Annotated in this window: 11 protein-coding genes; 7 read left to right on the top strand and 4 right to left on the bottom strand. The window is 73.3% G+C overall.

Annotated elements, in window-relative coordinates:
• Window positions 1–182: 182 nt before the first annotated feature.
• Together O0S08_RS41675 and O0S08_RS41670 are read right to left on the bottom strand one after the other, a co-directional pair.
• Window positions 183–1,799 (bottom strand): DNA polymerase, encoded by a 1,617-nt coding sequence (locus tag O0S08_RS41675; RefSeq protein ID WP_269035089.1) that lies wholly within the window; start codon window positions 1,797–1,799, stop codon window positions 183–185.
• A 661-nt stretch (window positions 1,800–2,460) separates the two neighbouring features.
• On the bottom strand, window positions 2,461–3,486 hold the full coding sequence (locus O0S08_RS41670) for a peptidase associated/transthyretin-like domain-containing protein (RefSeq protein WP_269035088.1): 1,026 nt from the start codon (window positions 3,484–3,486) through the stop codon (window positions 2,461–2,463).
• Window positions 3,487–3,629: 143 nt separating this feature from the next.
• On the opposite strand from O0S08_RS41670, the gene O0S08_RS41665 reads away from it, so the two are divergent.
• The 4 genes from O0S08_RS41665 to O0S08_RS41650 all read left to right on the top strand — a co-directional run bounded on the left by O0S08_RS41665 (window position 3,630) and on the right by O0S08_RS41650 (window position 9,321).
• On the top strand, window positions 3,630–4,301 hold the full coding sequence (locus tag O0S08_RS41665) for a winged helix-turn-helix domain-containing protein (RefSeq protein WP_269035087.1): 672 nt from the start codon (window positions 3,630–3,632) through the stop codon (window positions 4,299–4,301).
• A complete protein-coding gene (locus tag O0S08_RS41660; protein WP_269035086.1) occupies window positions 4,298–6,031 on the top strand; it encodes a sensor histidine kinase in 1,734 nt (577 codons plus the stop codon). Before O0S08_RS41665 ends, O0S08_RS41660 begins: the two co-directional genes overlap by 4 nt.
• Before the next feature lie 171 nt (window positions 6,032–6,202).
• A complete protein-coding gene (locus O0S08_RS41655; RefSeq protein WP_269035085.1) occupies window positions 6,203–7,615 on the top strand; it encodes a KamA family radical SAM protein in 1,413 nt (470 codons plus the stop codon).
• A gap of 1,061 nt (window positions 7,616–8,676) precedes the next feature.
• Window positions 8,677–9,321, top strand: a complete 645-nt coding sequence (locus O0S08_RS41650) for an RNA polymerase sigma factor (RefSeq protein ID WP_371879518.1) — start codon at window positions 8,677–8,679, stop codon at window positions 9,319–9,321.
• A 144-nt stretch (window positions 9,322–9,465) separates the two neighbouring features.
• On the opposite strand, the gene O0S08_RS41645 is transcribed toward O0S08_RS41650, so the two are convergent.
• On the bottom strand, window positions 9,466–13,143 hold the full coding sequence (locus O0S08_RS41645; protein ID WP_269035083.1) for a serine/threonine-protein kinase: 3,678 nt from the start codon (window positions 13,141–13,143) through the stop codon (window positions 9,466–9,468).
• A gap of 93 nt (window positions 13,144–13,236) precedes the next feature.
• On the opposite strand from O0S08_RS41645, the gene O0S08_RS41640 reads away from it, so the two are divergent.
• From O0S08_RS41640 to O0S08_RS41630, 3 genes are read left to right on the top strand one after another with little or no spacing between them, the layout of a single operon-like run.
• Window positions 13,237–13,509 (top strand): hypothetical protein, encoded by a 273-nt coding sequence (locus O0S08_RS41640; protein WP_267704743.1) that lies wholly within the window; start codon window positions 13,237–13,239, stop codon window positions 13,507–13,509.
• Between the two features lie 51 nt (window positions 13,510–13,560).
• Window positions 13,561–14,502, top strand: coding sequence for an LIC_10091 family protein (locus O0S08_RS41635; protein ID WP_269035082.1), 942 nt, complete (start codon window positions 13,561–13,563; stop codon window positions 14,500–14,502).
• Window positions 14,503–14,519: 17 nt separating this feature from the next.
• The gene (locus tag O0S08_RS41630; protein ID WP_269035081.1) at window positions 14,520–15,014 is read left to right on the top strand and encodes an endonuclease V; all 495 of its coding nucleotides are present in this window, start codon (window positions 14,520–14,522) and stop codon (window positions 15,012–15,014) included.
• A 36-nt stretch (window positions 15,015–15,050) separates the two neighbouring features.
• On the opposite strand, the gene O0S08_RS41625 is transcribed toward O0S08_RS41630, so the two are convergent.
• Complete coding sequence (locus O0S08_RS41625; protein WP_269035080.1) at window positions 15,051–16,145, bottom strand: CE1 family esterase; 1,095 nt, start codon at window positions 16,143–16,145, stop codon at window positions 15,051–15,053.
• Window positions 16,146–16,164: the final 19 nt, after the last annotated feature.

Here is a 16,164-nt window from a genome sequence, read left to right as displayed (position 1 = left end):
CCTCGGCAGCCGCCGAGCAAGCCCGGGAGCCCGAGGCCGAGGGTCGAGATAGCCGCGAACGAGCGGCGAGACAGGGTCTGTTGCATGAATGGGCTCCGCGTGGGTGCTGGCGTGCTTGGAACCGAAGAAGGGGCGTGAGGTTTCGCGGCGTCGAGCGGACGCAGCCGATTGGTCGGGAGGAATCACTCGGCCCAGTGACGGGCGACCCGGCTGTCGACGACGATCGGGACCGAGGGGACGACCTCGGCCATGGCCTCCTGCATGACCCGCTGGACCAGCGCCCGGGCCGCCTCGCCGTGCTCCTCCGGGACCTCGGCCAGGTACTCGTCGTGGACGCAGAGGATCCCCCGGCCGCCGAGCTCGGCGAGGGCCGGATGCAGGGCCGTCATGGCCTTTTTGAAGCCCTCGGCGGCGGTGCCCTGCACGGGGATGTTGAGGGCGGCGTTGAAGCTGAACTTGCCGGCGAGGAAGCGCTTGCGCCGGCCGAGGACGGTGCGGACGGTGAGATCTTCGCGGGCGCTGCGGGGCTGCAGGGCCGAGACCTTGCGGTGCCAGGCGGCGACGCCGGGGAAGGTGGCGAAGAAGGCCTCGCGGGCGCGCTCGGCGGCGGCGAGGTCGAGGACGAGGCCGTAGTTGCCCTCGGCGTACTCCTGGAAGCGCCGCGCGCCCATGCCGAACAAAAAGCCGAAGTTGACGGCCTTGGCGAGCTTGCGCTCGTGGGCGGTGACCTCGACCTCGGGCTTGCGCGCGAGGGTCGCCGCGGTCGCGCGGTGCGGGTCGCGGCCGGCGTGGAACACCTCCCGCATGGCCGCGCACGGCGCCAGATGGGCCGCCACCCGCAGCTCGATCTGCGCGTAGTCGGCGACCACCAGCACGTGGCCCGGCTCGGCGCGGAAGCACGAGCGCAGGCCCGGGGCGGTGTGCTCCGAGGGCACCTGCTGCAGGTTGGGCTGGCTGCAGGCGAACCGCCCGGAGTCGGTGGCCAGCGGGTGCAGGTGCGTGCGCATGCGGCCGTCGTCGCCGAGGTGCTCGCGCGGCCAGTGGGCGTAGGTCGAGATCAACTTCTCCAGCTGGGCCTTGCGCTCGGGCGCGTCGGTGACCTGCAGCTCGGCGCGCCAGCCGTCGGCGATGATGCCCCAGCGCGGGCCGTCGACGGGGACGCCGGCGGACTCCATGGCGACGACCGCGGGCAGGAGCTTGCACTCGAGCTCGTAGGCGCGGGACAGGCCGTGGGCCCGCAGCTCGGGGGTGAGGACGCGGAGCAGGGCGGGCGCGGCGGCGGCGGCGGCGGCCACGACCTCGAGGCGCGACCAGGCCGGAAGGACCTGTCCCGAGAGCCATTCGCCGGGCAGGGCGACGCCGAGGTGGCGGCCGGCCAGAGCGGCGATCTCGAGCTCGTCGTGGCGGGCGACGACCCCCTCGGCGAGCAAGGTGGCGGCGGTCCGCGTGCAGCCGACCCGCGCGACCGGCAGGCCGAGGCCGGCGAGGGCGGTGAGGTGGAAGTGGGCGTCGGGGAAGACGACGTACGGCGCGTGCGGGCCGGCGAGGACGGGGACGAGCTGGCGCAGGTCGGAGGGCGAGAAGCAGTTGCAGTGGACGACGAAGGTGCGACCGCCGGCGGAGAGCGCGAGCAGGTCGACGCGGACGCGCCGCGGATCGCTGGCCGACTCGCGCGGGAGGTCGGGGTGCGGCGCGGCGAGGACGACGGCGACGCCGAGCACGGGGCTGCCCGCGAGCATGTCGACGGCGCGGCGCAGGGCTGCGCCGTCGAGCACGTCCTCACTGGGGTTGGCCGTCACTGGCCGGCCAGTGTAGCGCGAGCGGGCCCGCGCTTCGACGGCGGGCCGGCCGGAGCGACGCGAACGGCAGATCGGGCCGGTCGGCGATCGCGCGAGCGGTGATGCGGCGGGAGGCCGGAGCGCGCGGCGAGGTCGCGCGAGCGGTGCGAGCTGGAGGCGATCTCGCAAGGCGGTGTGCGTCGAGCCGGCGAGATCGCGTCGCGGTTCGAGGCGCGGCGAGCGATGAGCTGTGGCGAGGTCGCGTCGGCGAGCGATGAGTCAGTGAGCTCGCGTCGAGGTAGGCGAGGTCGCGTCGGCGAGCATGAAGCGAGGTCGAAGTGCGACGAGCGATGAGTCAGTGAGAGCGGCGAGGTAGGCGAGGTCGCGTCGGCGAGCATGAAGCGAGGTCGAAGTGCGGCGAGCGATGAGTCAGTGAGCTCGCGTCGAGGTACGCGAGGTCGTGTCGGCGCGAGCATGACGCGAGCTTGGACTGAGATACGCGAGGTCGCTTCGCGCGAAGGGAGCGCGAGCGAGGAGGCGAACTCTGGCGCGACGGGCCTCGCCGGTGGCGAGGTTTGCGAGGCCGTGCCGGGGCGACGGAAGTGCATCCGGTCGCGCTCGGGGAGTGATTGGGTCGCGTCACTCCGCGAGCGTTCGCGGTGAGGCCGAGGCGACGCGAGGATCAGGGCATCGGCGGCGGAGGCATGCCGCCGCCGCCGCCGCCCTGGGTCTGGCAGGTGGGCTGGTCGAGCGAGGAGCGGATGGCGATGACCTTCGACGCGAGCATGGCGCCGTCGGGCATGCGGGCGGTGGTGAGGAGATAGTTGGTCATGTCGCTCTCGCCGCCGATGATGTTGTCGGTCGTGTTGGTGGTGTTCGGCTGACCGAACTCGCTGTACTCGGGGTGGTCGGCGAAGACCTCCTCGTTGAGCGCGTCGGCGAAGAACAGCTGCGAGGTGGCGTGCAGGGTGTCGTCGATGTACACGCGGAAATGGATGTGGATCGCGCGGCCGTTGTACCAGCCGGGGAAGCAGGTATCGAAGTCGACGCGGCCGTCGGCGCCGGTCGTCTGCGTGCCGCGGAAGTAGAGGTAGTTCTCGGCGTCGGGGTCGTCGCCGTAGCAGAAGGCCCCGCTCGGCGTCACGCCCGAGTACACGCCCGTGCGCTGCGTGTGCCAGATCTCCACCTTCGCGTTCGCCAGCGGCGCGCACGTGTCGGCGGCCACCACGAGCAGCGCGAGGCGGACCGGCAGGCCCGAGAAGCCCTCGCTCACGTCCTGGCGCTCGATCGTGTCGGCGGTGCACGGGCCCTCGGTGGTCTCGCACATCAGCAGGCACTCGCGGACGCCGCCGGCGAACGGGTCGGGGTAGCAGTGCTTCATCGTCATCGCCGCGGTGCCGCCGGTGGCCCACGCGGCCGCCTCGCCGCAGGCGGCGCCGGTGGTGTCGCCGGTGTCGTCGTCGGTGGTGCCGGTGGTCGAGGTCGGGTCGCCGGTCGAAGTCGGGTCGGTGGACGACGAGGTGGTGGTGCCGGTGGTCGGGTCGGTGGTGCCGCCGGTGGTGTCGTCGCCGGTGGTGCCGGTGGTGGTGTCGGTGTCGCCGGCGCTCGAGTCACCGCAGGCGACCAGGACCGCTGCAGCAGCGCCGCCGAGGGCGCCTAGCGCGAATTCGCGCCGCGTGGGACGTCGATGGATGGATTGCGCTGTCATGGTGTTCGCTCCCTCGTCACAAAGGGTGGGCGAGGGATCTTAAGCAAATATTGCAGAGCGCGGGCGATCACCAACTGGAGTCGTGCAGGCGGCTCACGTGGGGCGGCGTTGCGCGCGGCGGGCGGATCGAGAATCACTGAGGCGTGGCGGAGCGCGTGCTGGTCATCGAGGACGATCACGAACTGGGGCGCCAGATCGTGCTGCACCTGCGCCGCGCGGGCTACGAGCCGACGTGGTGGACGGAGGGGCGGACCCTCGCGCCGGAGGAGGCGGCCGGGCTGGCGCTGGTGATCCTCGACCTGATGCTGCCGGGCGCGCACGGGCTCGACATCCTCCGCGACCTGCGAGCCCGCTCCGACGTGCCGGTGCTGGTGCTCAGCGCCCGCGCCGACACGATGGACAAGGTCGGCGCGCTCAAGCTCGGGGCCGACGACTACATGACCAAGCCGTTCTGGCCGGAGGAGCTGGTCGAGCGGGTGCGGGCGCGCCTGCGCCGGCCGGCGCTGCAGCGCGAGGACACGCTGACGGTCGGGGCGCTGTCGATCGACCGGGCGCGCCGCGTGGTGCAGGTGCGCGGGCGGGCGGTCGAATTGACGCGGGTCGAATTCGACTTCCTGGCGGCGCTGGCCCGCCGTCCGGGAGCGGCGGTGACCCGCGCGTGGCTGGCCGAGCAGGTGCTGGGCCCCGAGCGCGAGGGCAGCGAGCGCACGCTCGACGTCCACGCGTCGCGGCTGCGCAAGAAGCTGGCGCCCGAGGAGTGCATCGAGACGGTGTGGGGCATCGGCTATCGCCTGCGCGCGGAGCCGTCGCCGTGAAGCTGCGGCTGCGCCTGGCGCTGACGACGATCGCGGTGACCATCCCGATGGTCGTCGTGCTGGTGCTGTTCGACGCGGTGGCCCGTCACCGCGCCGCCGAGGAGGCCCTCGTCGGCTACACGCTGGCGCGCATGCAGGAGCCCGGCGGGCGCGACCGCTGCGAGGCAGATCCTGCTGGCTGGGGCGGCGAGCTGCCGCCGGGGCATGGGCCTCCGTCGCGGGCGGGGGAGGACTTGCGAGGTCGTGAGGAGGGGTCGCGCGAGGCGGGAGACCTGCGAGGTCGTGCGGCGGCGCAGGGCGAGGCGGGTGACTTGCGAGGTCGTGGAGCCGAGAGCGACTTGCGAGGTCGTGAGGCCGAGCCCTTGCGAGGTCGCGACTCGAAGCAGAGCGAGGGGCCGGAGAAGCTCACGGGACCCGGTGAACCGCGAGGGCGGCCGCCTCCGCCGCTGAACGACGGGCAACCGCGCGGGCGACCGCCGCCGCCGCTGGACGACGGGCGGCCGCGGGGGCGGCCGGCGGTGCTCTTTGCTTACGACGCGCAGCTGAGGTCGGCGAACCCGGCGGCGCCGGCGGTGGCGGAGCCGCTGGCGGCGGCGATCGCGACCTCCGAGGTCGCGACCTGGCCGCAGTCTTGGCCGCAGTCGTGGGCGCGCTCGTGGATGAGCGCGGAGGTCGAGGTCCTGATGCGCATGCCGTGGGGGTCGGGGCCGTGCGCGCTGGTGCTGGCGCAGGGCAACACTGTGCCCGGCTGGCTCGGGGCGGTGCTGCCGCCGACGCGGATCTGGCTGGCGCCGCTGGTGGCGCTGTTCGCCGCGGTGCTGCTGGCGATGGGTCCGGTGGTCGGACGGATCCGCCGCCTCACGGAGGCGGTGCGGCGCTCGGCGTCGGCGGGTTACGCGAGCGCGGTGCCGATCGACGGCGATGACGAGGTCGGTCAGCTCGCGCGCGCCTTCGAGGCCGCGGGCCAGGAGGTGCGGGCCCAGCTGACCGCCAAGGATCGCCGCGAGGCCGCGCTGCGCGAGTTCTTGGCCAACACCACGCACGACGTGATGATCCCGCTGACGGTGTTGCAGGGGCACCTGAGCGAGCTGCTCGAGGGCGCGAGCGCGGGGTCGGCGGTCGATCGCGGGGCGCTGGTGGCGGCGATGGGAGAGGCGCACTACATCGCGGCGATCGTGCACAACCTGGCGATCATGGCCAAGATCGACGCCGACGCCCCGCGGCTGCACCGCGAGCCGGTGGCGATGGGCGTGCTGGTGGAGCGGGTGCTGGCGCGGCACCGGCCGATCGCGCGGCGGCTGCGGGTCGAGCTGGACGGCGCGGTGCCCGAGTCGCCGCTGCACGTCGATGCCGATGTCACATTGCTCGAGCAGGCGGTCAGCAACGTGGTCTACAACGCCATCCGTCACAACCGCGCGGGCGGGCACGTGGCGGTGCTGCTCGAAGCTCTCGCGGACGACAGGTTCCGCTTGCGGGTGGTCGACGACGGGCCGGGCGTGGCGGCGGACGAGCTGGCGCGGCTGGTCGAACGAGGGTTCCGCAGCGACGCCGCGCGCACGCGGGCGCCCGACGGCCAGGGGCTCGGGCTGCACATCGCGGCCCGCGTCGCCGCGCTGCACGACCTCGAGCTGGTGTTCTCAAGTCCGCCGGGCGGCGGCCTGCAGGTCGATTTCATCGGTCCACGCATATGCGCAGAGGTTGCTGATTCCACGCAGGCGGCGCACTTGTGAGGTAGATCCCGGCGTGTGCGGCGTTGCGCTTGTGGACAGGTGTGCGGGGGCCTCGCGCGTGTCGAAGGTCGCAGCGAGGGCCGCGAGTTGGGCGCGATTGCGGCGAAGATCCGCGCCTGTGTGCCCGCGAGCGAGGTTTTCGACTACACCTTGTCCGCTATGGAGAGCAGCGTGACGAGCCCGATCAAATTGCCCGTGGTGACGACCACCACGGCGGCTTCCGGCGGCGAGCCGGTGCCGGCACTCAAACCGCCGGTGGACCCGGCCACGCTCGTCCACAGGCAGCTGCTCGGCGGCGATTTTTGGCGCAAGATCCCCGCGTATCGCGACATCGACGAGGCCACTTTCCTCGACCACAAGTGGCAGGCCAAGCACACCATCACGCGGCCCGACAAGCTGCTCGAGGCGGTGCAAGAGCTGGTCGCGCCGGAGTTCATCGCCGACGTGCGCGACGGGTTCCACCGCTCGCCGATGAGCCTGCGGGTGTCGCCGTATCTGCTGAGCCTCATCGACTGGTCCAATCCGGTGGCCGACCCGCTGCGGCGGCAGTTCATCCCGCTGGGCTCGCGCCTCCGGCCCGACCATCCCAAGCTCGACCTCGACTCGCTGCACGAGCAGGCCGACGCGCCGGTGCCGGGGCTGACCCACCGCTACCCCGACAAGGCGCTGTTCCTGGCGCTCGACACCTGCCCGGTCTATTGCCGGTTCTGTACCCGCAGCTACGCCGTCGGCATCGACACCGACCAGGTCGAGAAGGTGCACCTGCGGCCGACGCAGGACCGGTGGGAGCGGGCCTTCGCGTACGTGGCTTCGCGGCCGGAGCTCGAGGACATCGTCATCAGCGGCGGCGACGCGTACAACCTGCGGGCCGAGCACATCGAGGCGATCGGCAACCGCCTGCTGGACATGCCGAACATCCGGCGCATGCGCTTCGCCACCAAGGGTCCGGCCGTGATGCCGCAGAAGATCCTCACCGACGACGCGTGGTTCTCGGCGCTGGTCGGCGTGGTCGAGCGCGGGCGCAAGATGCACAAGGAAGTGGTGCTGCACACCCACTTCAACCATCCGTCCGAGCTGACGGAGATTACCCAGCGGGCGATGAACCGGCTGTTCGCGGCCGGGGTGTTCGTGCGCAACCAGTCGGTGCTGCAGCGCGGCGTCAACGACACGCCCGAGGCGATGCGGCTGCTGATCAAGCGCATGAGCTACCTGAACGTCCACGCGTACTACGTGTACGTGCACGACCTGGTGAAGGGCGTCGAGGACCTGCGCACCACCGTCGACACCGCGATCGAGCTCGAGAAGCAGGTCCGCGGCCTGACCGCCGGCTTCAACACGCCGACCTTCGTGGTCGACGCGCCCGGCGGCGGCGGCAAGCGCGACTGTCACTCGTTCGAGCACTACAACCGCGAGACGGGCATCAGCGTGTACCGCAGCCCCAACGTCAACGCCGAGGCGCACTACCTGTACTTCGACCCGATCGAGCTGCTGCCCGAGGCCGGTCAGAAGCGCTGGGCCGACCCGGCCGAGCACGACGTGATGGTGCACGAGGCGATCGCCGCGGCGCGCGACCGCCGGCGCTGACGCGTCACGGGAGCGAGGAGCACGCCGCGTTCGCCCACGTGGCGGTGACGCGGCGGCGACGCGCATTGTGCGAGTCGGTCCGTCTGCTGACGCGGCCGGGTCGGCGAAGCCGCGTGCGAGAGGGTCCGGTCATCGACGCGGCGTATCAGCGTCGGCGAAGGTTCGTGCGAGCGCTTGTGTCGATGCGGTGTGTCGGCCACGGCCGGTCGACGGCTCGTGCGAGTGCATCGGCTTGCCGACGCGACGCGCTAGCCTTCGGCCGCGGTGGTCGGCGATGAATGGTGCGAGTCGGGTCCGCTTGCCGATGCGTCGTGCTGGCAACCGGAGGTCGCATCGGCGACGTGCATCGTGCGAGCGTCCGTTCGCCGGAGTGCGCTGGCGACGGACGCCGCGTCGGCTACGGCTCGTGCGAGCGCTGCGGTGATGCGTCGCCGACGTGGCGAGGAGCACGGAGAGCGCGCGTGCTCCGGCAGCGGCGCGAGGCGTGGTGCGACAGAAGGTCGCACGTCACCGGCGCTGCGAGGACACGAGCGAGGTCATGTGCAGGCGTGTGCAGCGGAGGGGGTTCCGCAGACGTGGCCGTCGGGCGTACTCAGGGGGTCTCGGGCTCGCCCGGAACTTCGCGGAACAGACGGTCGCGCAGGCGATGCTGGATCTGGCGGGCGCGGACGCTCGAAAAGTGGTTCGCGTGGCGACGGAAGAGCTGACGGAGTGGGTCGGACTCGGGGGGCGAGGTCCGTGACGACAGCTCCGGTGCAGACACCTCGCGCGGAGGTGAGGCGTCTGCAAGGGTGCGTGGGGGCTTGATGGGGGGCATGGGGGCCGTCCAGTCGTTGCCTTAGTAGTGATGGCCACGTGCTCAGGGATCTGTCTTTCTGAAAATAATCGCGTTCATGCGCCATAACAGCGCGGACATCTGCAGTCCAGCGAGCTCTAGCGGGGTTCACGCGTGACCGTTCTGCCATGGCCTTCCGGCCATGTCGTTGCCTCGCGCAGGGGCTTTGCGGGCCTGCGCCTGCAGGTTCCTCGGATGTGGCACGCGGGACGACGAGGCGGCTACGATGTGCGCAGTGGACGACGAGCACGAGCTGCTGAGGCGGTGGCGAGGGGGCGACCTCGCGGCCGGCAACGCATTGTTCGAACGCCACTTCGACGGGCTCTACCGCTTCTTCGCGGGCAAGGTGTCACGCGACGTCGAAGACCTGATCCAGCAGACGATGCTCGCGTGCGTGGAGGGGCGCGACCGGATCGCCGGGGAGTCGACGACGAGCGTGCGCGCGTACCTCTTCGGCACCGCGCGCAATGTGCTCTACGCGCACTACCGGAAGCACCTGCACGAGCGCTTCGACGCGGTGCACACGTCGCTCGAGGACCTCGGACCGAGCCCGAGCCGGCTGGTCGACGAGGCGGTGGCGGCGCGCCTCCTGGCCGCGGCGCTGCGGCGGATCCCCCTCGACCTGCAGATCTTGCTCGAGCTCCACTACTGGGAGCGCATGAGCCACAGCGAGCTGGCGACCGCGCTGGGCGTCAGCCTCGGCTCGGTCAAGGGCAAGCTGCAGACCGCCAAGACGCAGCTGCGCCGCCACATGGCCGAGCTCGCGGCCGGCGACGCGCTCGCCGAGCTGCCGGCGGTCGACCTCGACCTCGATCGGTGGGTCGCGGCGCTGCCGAGCTCGGCCTGGGAAGTGCAAGAGGACAGGTCGTAAAGGACAGGTCGGGCGCCGCGAGAGAGACGGCGGCGCGGCGAGCGTGATGCGTCGAGGTGGCTGAAAGGACAGGTCACGCTTGGCGCGAGGCGCGACAGTGGTGGATCGCGTAGGCCGGCAGGTCGCCTGACGATCAGGACATGCTCACGAGGCCAGGTCGTAAAGGACAGGCGCGATCGTGGCCGACCAGCGGGTCGGGTCGCGCACGCCGCAGCTGGCGAGGGCGAGCTCGGCGGCGAGGGCGGGGCGGCCGGCGAGGCGGTCGAGGCCGTGGCGGACGGCGGCGGCGAGGGCGGGCATGTTGCCGCCGGTGAAGCGGTCGGCGGCGCGTTGCAGCAGGTCGGCGGCGGGGCGGCCGCGGAGGACGGCGATTTGGGCGCGGATGAGGTCCTCGGCGGCGTGGGCCAGCTCGATGCGCTCGCGGGCGAGGGCGGCGGCGTCGGCGGCGGCGGCCCGGACGAGCCCGCGCTGGCCGGCCCGGGCGGCGGCCACGGCTGCGCTGGCGCGCAGGCGGTGAGCGTCGATCCGGGGGATCTGCATGCGCATCAGCTGCGAGCGCACCAGCGCCGGCCAGGCCCGCTCGACCCGCGCCCAGGCGTCGCGGCCGCGGCCGTCGTAGAGGTCGCAGCCGACCTCGACCCCGAGCGCGAGCCAGTGCTGGAACGAGAAGCCCTCGTATGGCCACAAGGACAGGGCCTTGCGGACAGCCGCTCGCGCGCCGCCGGGATCGCCGGCGGCCAGGGCGGCGTGGGCGGTGTAGAGGATCGCGACCACGAGGGCGAAGCGGTCGCCGATGTCCTCGGCCTCGTGCTGCCAGGTCTCGGCGCGGGCGCGCAGGCCGGCGAAGTCGCCGAGCATGAGCAGGGCGTGCATCGCCATGGCGTGGGCGATCGCCCGCTCCCAGTGGACGGCGACGCAGCGGGCGCGCAGGAGGTCGGCGCCGGCCTCGACGCCGGCGAGGGCGCGCCGCCACTGGCCGTTGTTGAGGGCGGCGACGCCGGTGAGGATCGTGGTGAGGCCGGTGAGGTGGGGCTCGGCGAGGCGGGTGGCGAGGCCGCGGGCGAGGGCCAGCTCGCGGGCGGCGGCGCTGGCCCGGCGCGGGTCGGGGGCGTTGATGTCGACGATCGTGAAGTAGGCGGCCGCGCGGGCGATCCGCCGCGGCTCGCCGCTGGCGAGGGCGAGGCGCAGGCCCTGGGCCGAGATCGCGGCGGCGCGGATCGGGTCGATGAAGCCGAGGCCCTTGCCGGCCGACCAGCACAGGTCGATGCGCAGGCGCAGCGCGGCGTCGACGTCCGCGGCCGCCACCGGCTCACGCGGGGCCCGGCGGCGCGCGATCGCCAGGCGCGCGAGCTCGCCGACCAAGCGCACCGTGGTGCCGGCGCTGGTGGCCGGGAACGGCAGGCCGAGCTCGTGCGCCAGCGGCCCGAGCACCCGCAGGCCGGCGTCGACGCGCCCGGACACGAGGTACTGCTCGACGGCGCGGCCGCGCAGCTCGAGCTCCTGCAGGCGGTCCGGCGCCAGCGCGGCGGCGGTGAGGTAGACGGGCGCCGCCTCGGCGCAGCGGCCGGCGTGGACGAGGGCGTCGGCGCGGGCGAGGGTGTATTTCAGGACATGTTCAGGAGGATATGTCCCCCAGGACAGGGCCTTCTCGTACAGGCCGGCGGCCTTGGTGAAGGCGAGGGCGGCCGCGGCCCGCTCGGCGGCGCGCAGGGCCCAGCGGCCGGCCGCGGCCAGGTCGTCGGCGCCGTGGAAGTGGAGCACGAGCTCGTCGGGGTCGGGGTCGGGCGCGGCGGCGAGGGCGAGGGCGAGGGCGCGGTGATGGCCGCGGCGGTCGTCGGCGCCGAGGCGCTGCAGCACGACCTCGCGCACGCGGTCGTGGTAGGTCTCGACGCTGTCGCCCTCGCCGCACGGGCGGACCAGCCGGCGCGCGCCGAGGACCGCCAGAGCGGCGCCGTCGAGCACGCGCGCGGCCGCGGCGCCCGGGCTGTGGCGCAGGGCGAGGTCGCGGCGCAGCGGGCGGCCGGCGACCGCGAGGCGCTCGAGCGCGAGCCGCTCGCCGGGCTCGAGCGCGGCGACCTCGGCCTGCAGGGCGCCGTCGAGCGAGGTGGCGACGTCGCCGGCCTCGCCGCCCTGTCGCTGGGCCATGGCCTCGATGAACAGCGGGTTGCCCTGCGACTCGCGGGCGATGGCGGCGGCGAGGCGCTGGCGCAGGCCCGGGTCGTCGCCGCGATCTGGTCCTTCGGCCAGGATGGTGGCGGCCAGGCGCTCGGCGTCGGCGGGCCCGAGCGGGGCGAGCTCGACCTCGTGGATCGGGCAGGCCAGGGGGGCGGCGTCGAGCTCGGCGAAGAACGGCGAGCCGGGGCGGACGTCGCTGCGCACGCTGGCGGCGACGATGATCGCCGGCGGGTCGGGCGGGGCCAGCAGCTCGCCGAGCAGCCGCGCCGAGTCGGCGTCGCCCCACTGGAGGTCGTCGATCGCCAGGACGATCGGCCGCGCCCCGGCCAGCTCGCCCAGCAGCCGGCGCAGCGCCGCGACCGCCCGCCGCCGGGTCTCGCGCGGCGCGGCGTCGGCCGCCTCGCCGCCGGCCACGGCCCCGACCACCCGCTGCAGCGCCGGGAACACGCGCCGCAGGTCTGCTGCTTCTTCGGACATGAGTGTAAAGACATGTCTTGGAGAACATGTCTCGAGGTGCTGGGCCAGCGCCTCGACCACGCCGTCGAGCGCCTTGTACGGGACCGACTCGCCGGCGTAGCAGCGGCCGTGGAGGACCAGGGCGCCGCGGCGGTCGCGGAGGTCGGCGACGAGGCGGGCGAGCAGCGCCGACTTGCCGGCCCCCGACGGGCCGACCAGCAGCAGCAGCGCCGGCGCGCGCTCGCTGGCGCGGGCGCACACCGCCAGCTCGTCTTCGCGGCCGACGAACACCGGCGAGGGCGCGGGCGGGGCGGCGAGGCCGAGGCGCAGCAGCAGGTCGCGGCCGCTCGGGCGCGCGTCGGGGTCCTCGACCAGGAGGTCGCGGCACAGCGCGAGCAGGTCGGCCGGCGCGCCGTCGACCGGGGTCGGGCCGGGCGGGAAGCGCGGGCGCCGGCCGGCGAGCGCCTCGTAGAGCATCACGCCGACGGCGAACCAGTCGCTGGCCGGCGACGGCGGGGCGCCGGCCAGCAGCTCGGGCGCGAGGTAGCCGGCGGTCCCGGCCAGGCCCTCGTGGCGGCCGTCGGCCAGCCGCGCGAGGCCGAAGTCGACGATCTTGACCCGGCCCTCGCGGGTGACGAGCACGTTCGACGGCTTGAGGTCGCGGTGCAGCAGGCCGGCGCGGTGCAGCGCGTAGACGCCGGAGGCGAGCTGACCGAGAGCGCCGCGGATCGCCGCCTCCGGGGCCCGCTCGCCGCCCGGCCGCAGGTGCGCCAGCCAGCTGTCCCCGGGGACATATTCCATGACGATGTACCACTCGCCGCGCGCCTGATCGAGGGCGAGCTCGTAGACGGCGGCGAGGTTGGCGTGGCCGACGTCGACGACGTTGCGGAACTCCTTCTTGAGCCGGGCGATCGCCGCGGGGTCGGGCCGGCGCAGCGTCTTGAGCGCGACCTGCTGGTCGCCGGGGCCGCGGCCCTCGTGCACCACGCCCATCGCGCCGTGCCCGATCTCTCGGAGCACGGTGTAGCGCCCCAGCGGCGTCACCCGCAGCGCGGCGCCGAAGAGCTGGGCCGCCAGGCGGGCGCGCGTGTGCTCGGCCGGCGCCTCGCGCGGCCGCGGGGGCTCGGCCGCGGCGAACTGCGCGGCGAAGGAGTCGCCGTCATGGGCGTCCGCCGGAGCGTCCTTCTGCACGGGGGGCCCTCGAGATTGCCAAAGGCAGGCGGACGCGACAATGGTCCGGGCCCCCTGGTCGCCTCTCACGGGCTATGTCACCATCGCCCTGCCATGGCGATCAGCAACATGATGCGGGGCGAAGACGAGGGCGGCTACGAGACCGAAGGCGACCCCAACAGCGAGGCCTACTGGACCGAGCGCGGGATGAAGCGCCCCCAGGTGGTGTGGGAGCGCCTCACCGCGAGCAACAACATCGAGACCTATCGGACCCGCGTGCCCGGCGGGTGGCTGGTGCTGATCTGCCAGGAGTACCGCGACACCGGCGGCGCGCTGTTCTACCCCGACCCGGCCCACCGCTGGGACGGCACCGGCTTCCACGGCTGAGTCGACCTCGCAGCGGTGGAATCGCGGCGCGCGGTCGGGCGTAGAGCCGCGGTGCGTCGCCTCCTCTCGGCCCTGTTCGTCCTCGCGCTGCTGCCCGCGACTGCGCGCGCCGATGCGGGCGCGGTCGGGGGCTTCGCCGCGGCGGCCCGCTCGCTCGCCGCCGACGTCGACACCGGCCCGCTGACCAACGGGCTGCACTACTTCGCCTCCAACGAGCGCGACCTCGATCTCGTCGCCGACGCGGTGCAGGATGTCGGCGAGGTGGTCGTGGCCGTGGCGGCCGACCCCGGTTACATCCTCGCGGCCTGGGCCGACGCGCGGGCGCTGGTGCTGATCGACCTCGACCCGGCGATCGTGTCGCTGCACGCGGTCTACGCCGCGTTCTTCGCCGCCGCGGAGGGGCCCGCCGAGTTCTCGCGGTTGTGGACGCCCGCGGGCGAGGCCGAGGCGCTGGCCCTGGTCGAGACGGCCGGCGGCGAGGCGCTGGTGGCGACGTTCATGGCCGCGCGCCCGGCGGTGGCGCGCCGGTTCGCCGAGCTCGAGCGGCACATGGCGAGCAAGGGGCGGGCGTGGTTGCTGTCGGACCCGGCGCTGTACGCCCGCGTGGCCGGGCTCGTGCGCGCGGGCCGGGTGATCGCGCTGCGCGGCGACTTCACCCGCGCCGGCACGGTCCGCGCGGTCGCCGAGGCGCTGCGCGCCGCGAACCTGCGCGTGGGCCTGCTGTACCTGTCGAACATCGAGCAGTACTTCCTGTACACGCCGGAGTTCCGGGCCAACGTGCAGGCGCTGCCGCTCGCGGGCGGGCAGGTGCTGCGCACGCTGCCGGGCCGCCCGGCCGGCTTCGAGTACATCCTGCAGCAGGGCGCGGACTTCCAGGCCTGGGCGCAGAACCCGAAAGTGCGCTCGGTCTACCGGATCCGCGGCTTCAAAAAAGGGGAGCACCTGGTCAGCCGGCGCGTCCACGTGGTCGACCCCTCGCGCCCACGGCCGTGAGCTGGTATCGACGAGGCGTGGCGATCGCCGCCCTCGACGTCGACTACCGCCCGGACGCGGCGGTCACTGCCTGCGTGCTCTTCGAGACATGGTCCGAAGAACATGTCCTCCAGAGCTACACGGTGACGAGCCCGGCGGCCGCCGACTACGAGCCGGGGGCGTTTTATACCCGCGAGCTGCCGTGCCTGCTGGCGGCGCTGGGCCGCTGCCCGGCGCCGCCGACGGCGATCGTGGTCGACGGCCACGTGTGGCTCGGCCCCGACCGACCCGGCCTCGGCGCGCACCTGTACCGGGCGCTCGGCGAGGCGACGCCCGTGATCGGGGTGGCCAAGAACCCGTTCCGCGGGGCGCCGGCCCGCGAGGTGCTGCGCGGCGACAGCCGCCGGCCGCTGTTCGTCACCGCGACCGGGATGCCCGACGACGAGGCCGCGGCGCACGTGAGGGCGATGCACGGTCCGCACCGGGTGCCGACGGTGCTGCGCCTGGTCGACCAGCTGTGCCGCCGCGGCTGAAGGCTCGAGCGGTGATGCGCGACGAGGCCGCGCTCCTCATGGCAGTGAGTAATTTTTGAAAAATTGCCAGGCGGCTTCGCTGGCCTGGATGTCGACGTTGGGGGTGCCGAACGGGCACACGGGGTTGCCCGGCCAGCAGTGGCCCATGCCCTCGATGGTGCACAGGGTGACGGAGACGCCGTCGTCGCACTCGTCGTAGGTCTCGCAGGTGACGCCGCCGACCTGCTGGGTGACCTCGGGCATGTCGGTGCAATTATTATAGAGGGCCCAGTCGGCGAACGATTGCGGGGCGCTCTGATAGATGCCGCCGTCGTAGGGGACGAGAATGTCGCTGGTGCCGTTGAACATCATCACCGGGATGGTCCTGCTCGGGGCGCAGGGGTCGATGACGATGGTGGCCGAGACCGGGGCGATGGCGGCGATCAGGTCGGTGGCCTCGCAGGCCAGGCGATGCGAGATGTAGCCGCCGTTCGACATGCCGGCGGCGTAGACGCGCGCGGGGTCGAGGCAGAGCTCCTCGTGCAGGCGGGCGACGAGGGCGCGGACGAAGCCGATGTCGTCGACGGCGCTGTTGACCGCCTGGCCGCAGCAGAAGCCGGCGTTCCACGAGTTGTAGAGGCCCTCGGGGTAGACGACCACGAAGTCGTTGGCGTCGGCGACCGGGTTCATGCCGCTGAACAGCACCTCGCCGGCGGCGTCCTGCGTGAAGCCGTGGAAGTTGAGCACCACCGGGCTCGGCGCCTGCGGGTCGTGGCCGGGCGGGACGTGCACGATGGCCGAACGCATCGCCCCGCCGTGCTCGAGCATGATCGTGTGATCGCCGGGCCCGAGCCCGCCGCCTTCGCAGCCGGAGACGCCGGTGGTCGAGGTCGTGTCGGGCTCGCCGGTGGTGGTGCCGGGCTCGCTCGTGGTGCCGGGTTCGGAGGTCGATCCGCCGGTGGTCGGATCGGGCCCAGTGGTCCCGCTGGTCGTGGTTGTTGTTGTTGTTGTCGAGGCGTCGCCGGTGGGGCTGGATGGTTCGCCAGAATCTGTCCCGGAGGTCAGGTCGCCGGTGAGCCCGCCGCCGCCGTCGTCGCTGCACGCGGTGAGGGCGAGGGACAGGGCGAGCGTGACGAGGGCGCGGAGATCCACGCACGCATGGTACCGCGGC

The organism is Nannocystis punicea (genome assembly GCF_026965555.1).
Lineage (GTDB): Bacteria > Myxococcota_A > Polyangia > Nannocystales > Nannocystaceae > Nannocystis > Nannocystis punicea.
Note: the sequence above shows the minus strand (reverse complement) of the source record. Positions and strands in the feature narration are given on the sequence as shown.

What these genes read in the sequence shown, in the direction of transcription:
- O0S08_RS41670 (WP_269035088.1), bottom strand. Translation starts at nt 3,486, where the DNA reads ATGACAGCGCAATCCATCCATCGACGTCCCACGCGGCGCGAATTCGCG.
- O0S08_RS41650 (WP_371879518.1), top strand. Translation starts at nt 8,677, where the DNA reads ATGTGCGCAGTGGACGACGAGCACGAGCTGCTGAGGCGGTGGCGAGGG.
- O0S08_RS41640 (WP_267704743.1), top strand. Translation starts at nt 13,237, where the DNA reads ATGGCGATCAGCAACATGATGCGGGGCGAAGACGAGGGCGGCTACGAG.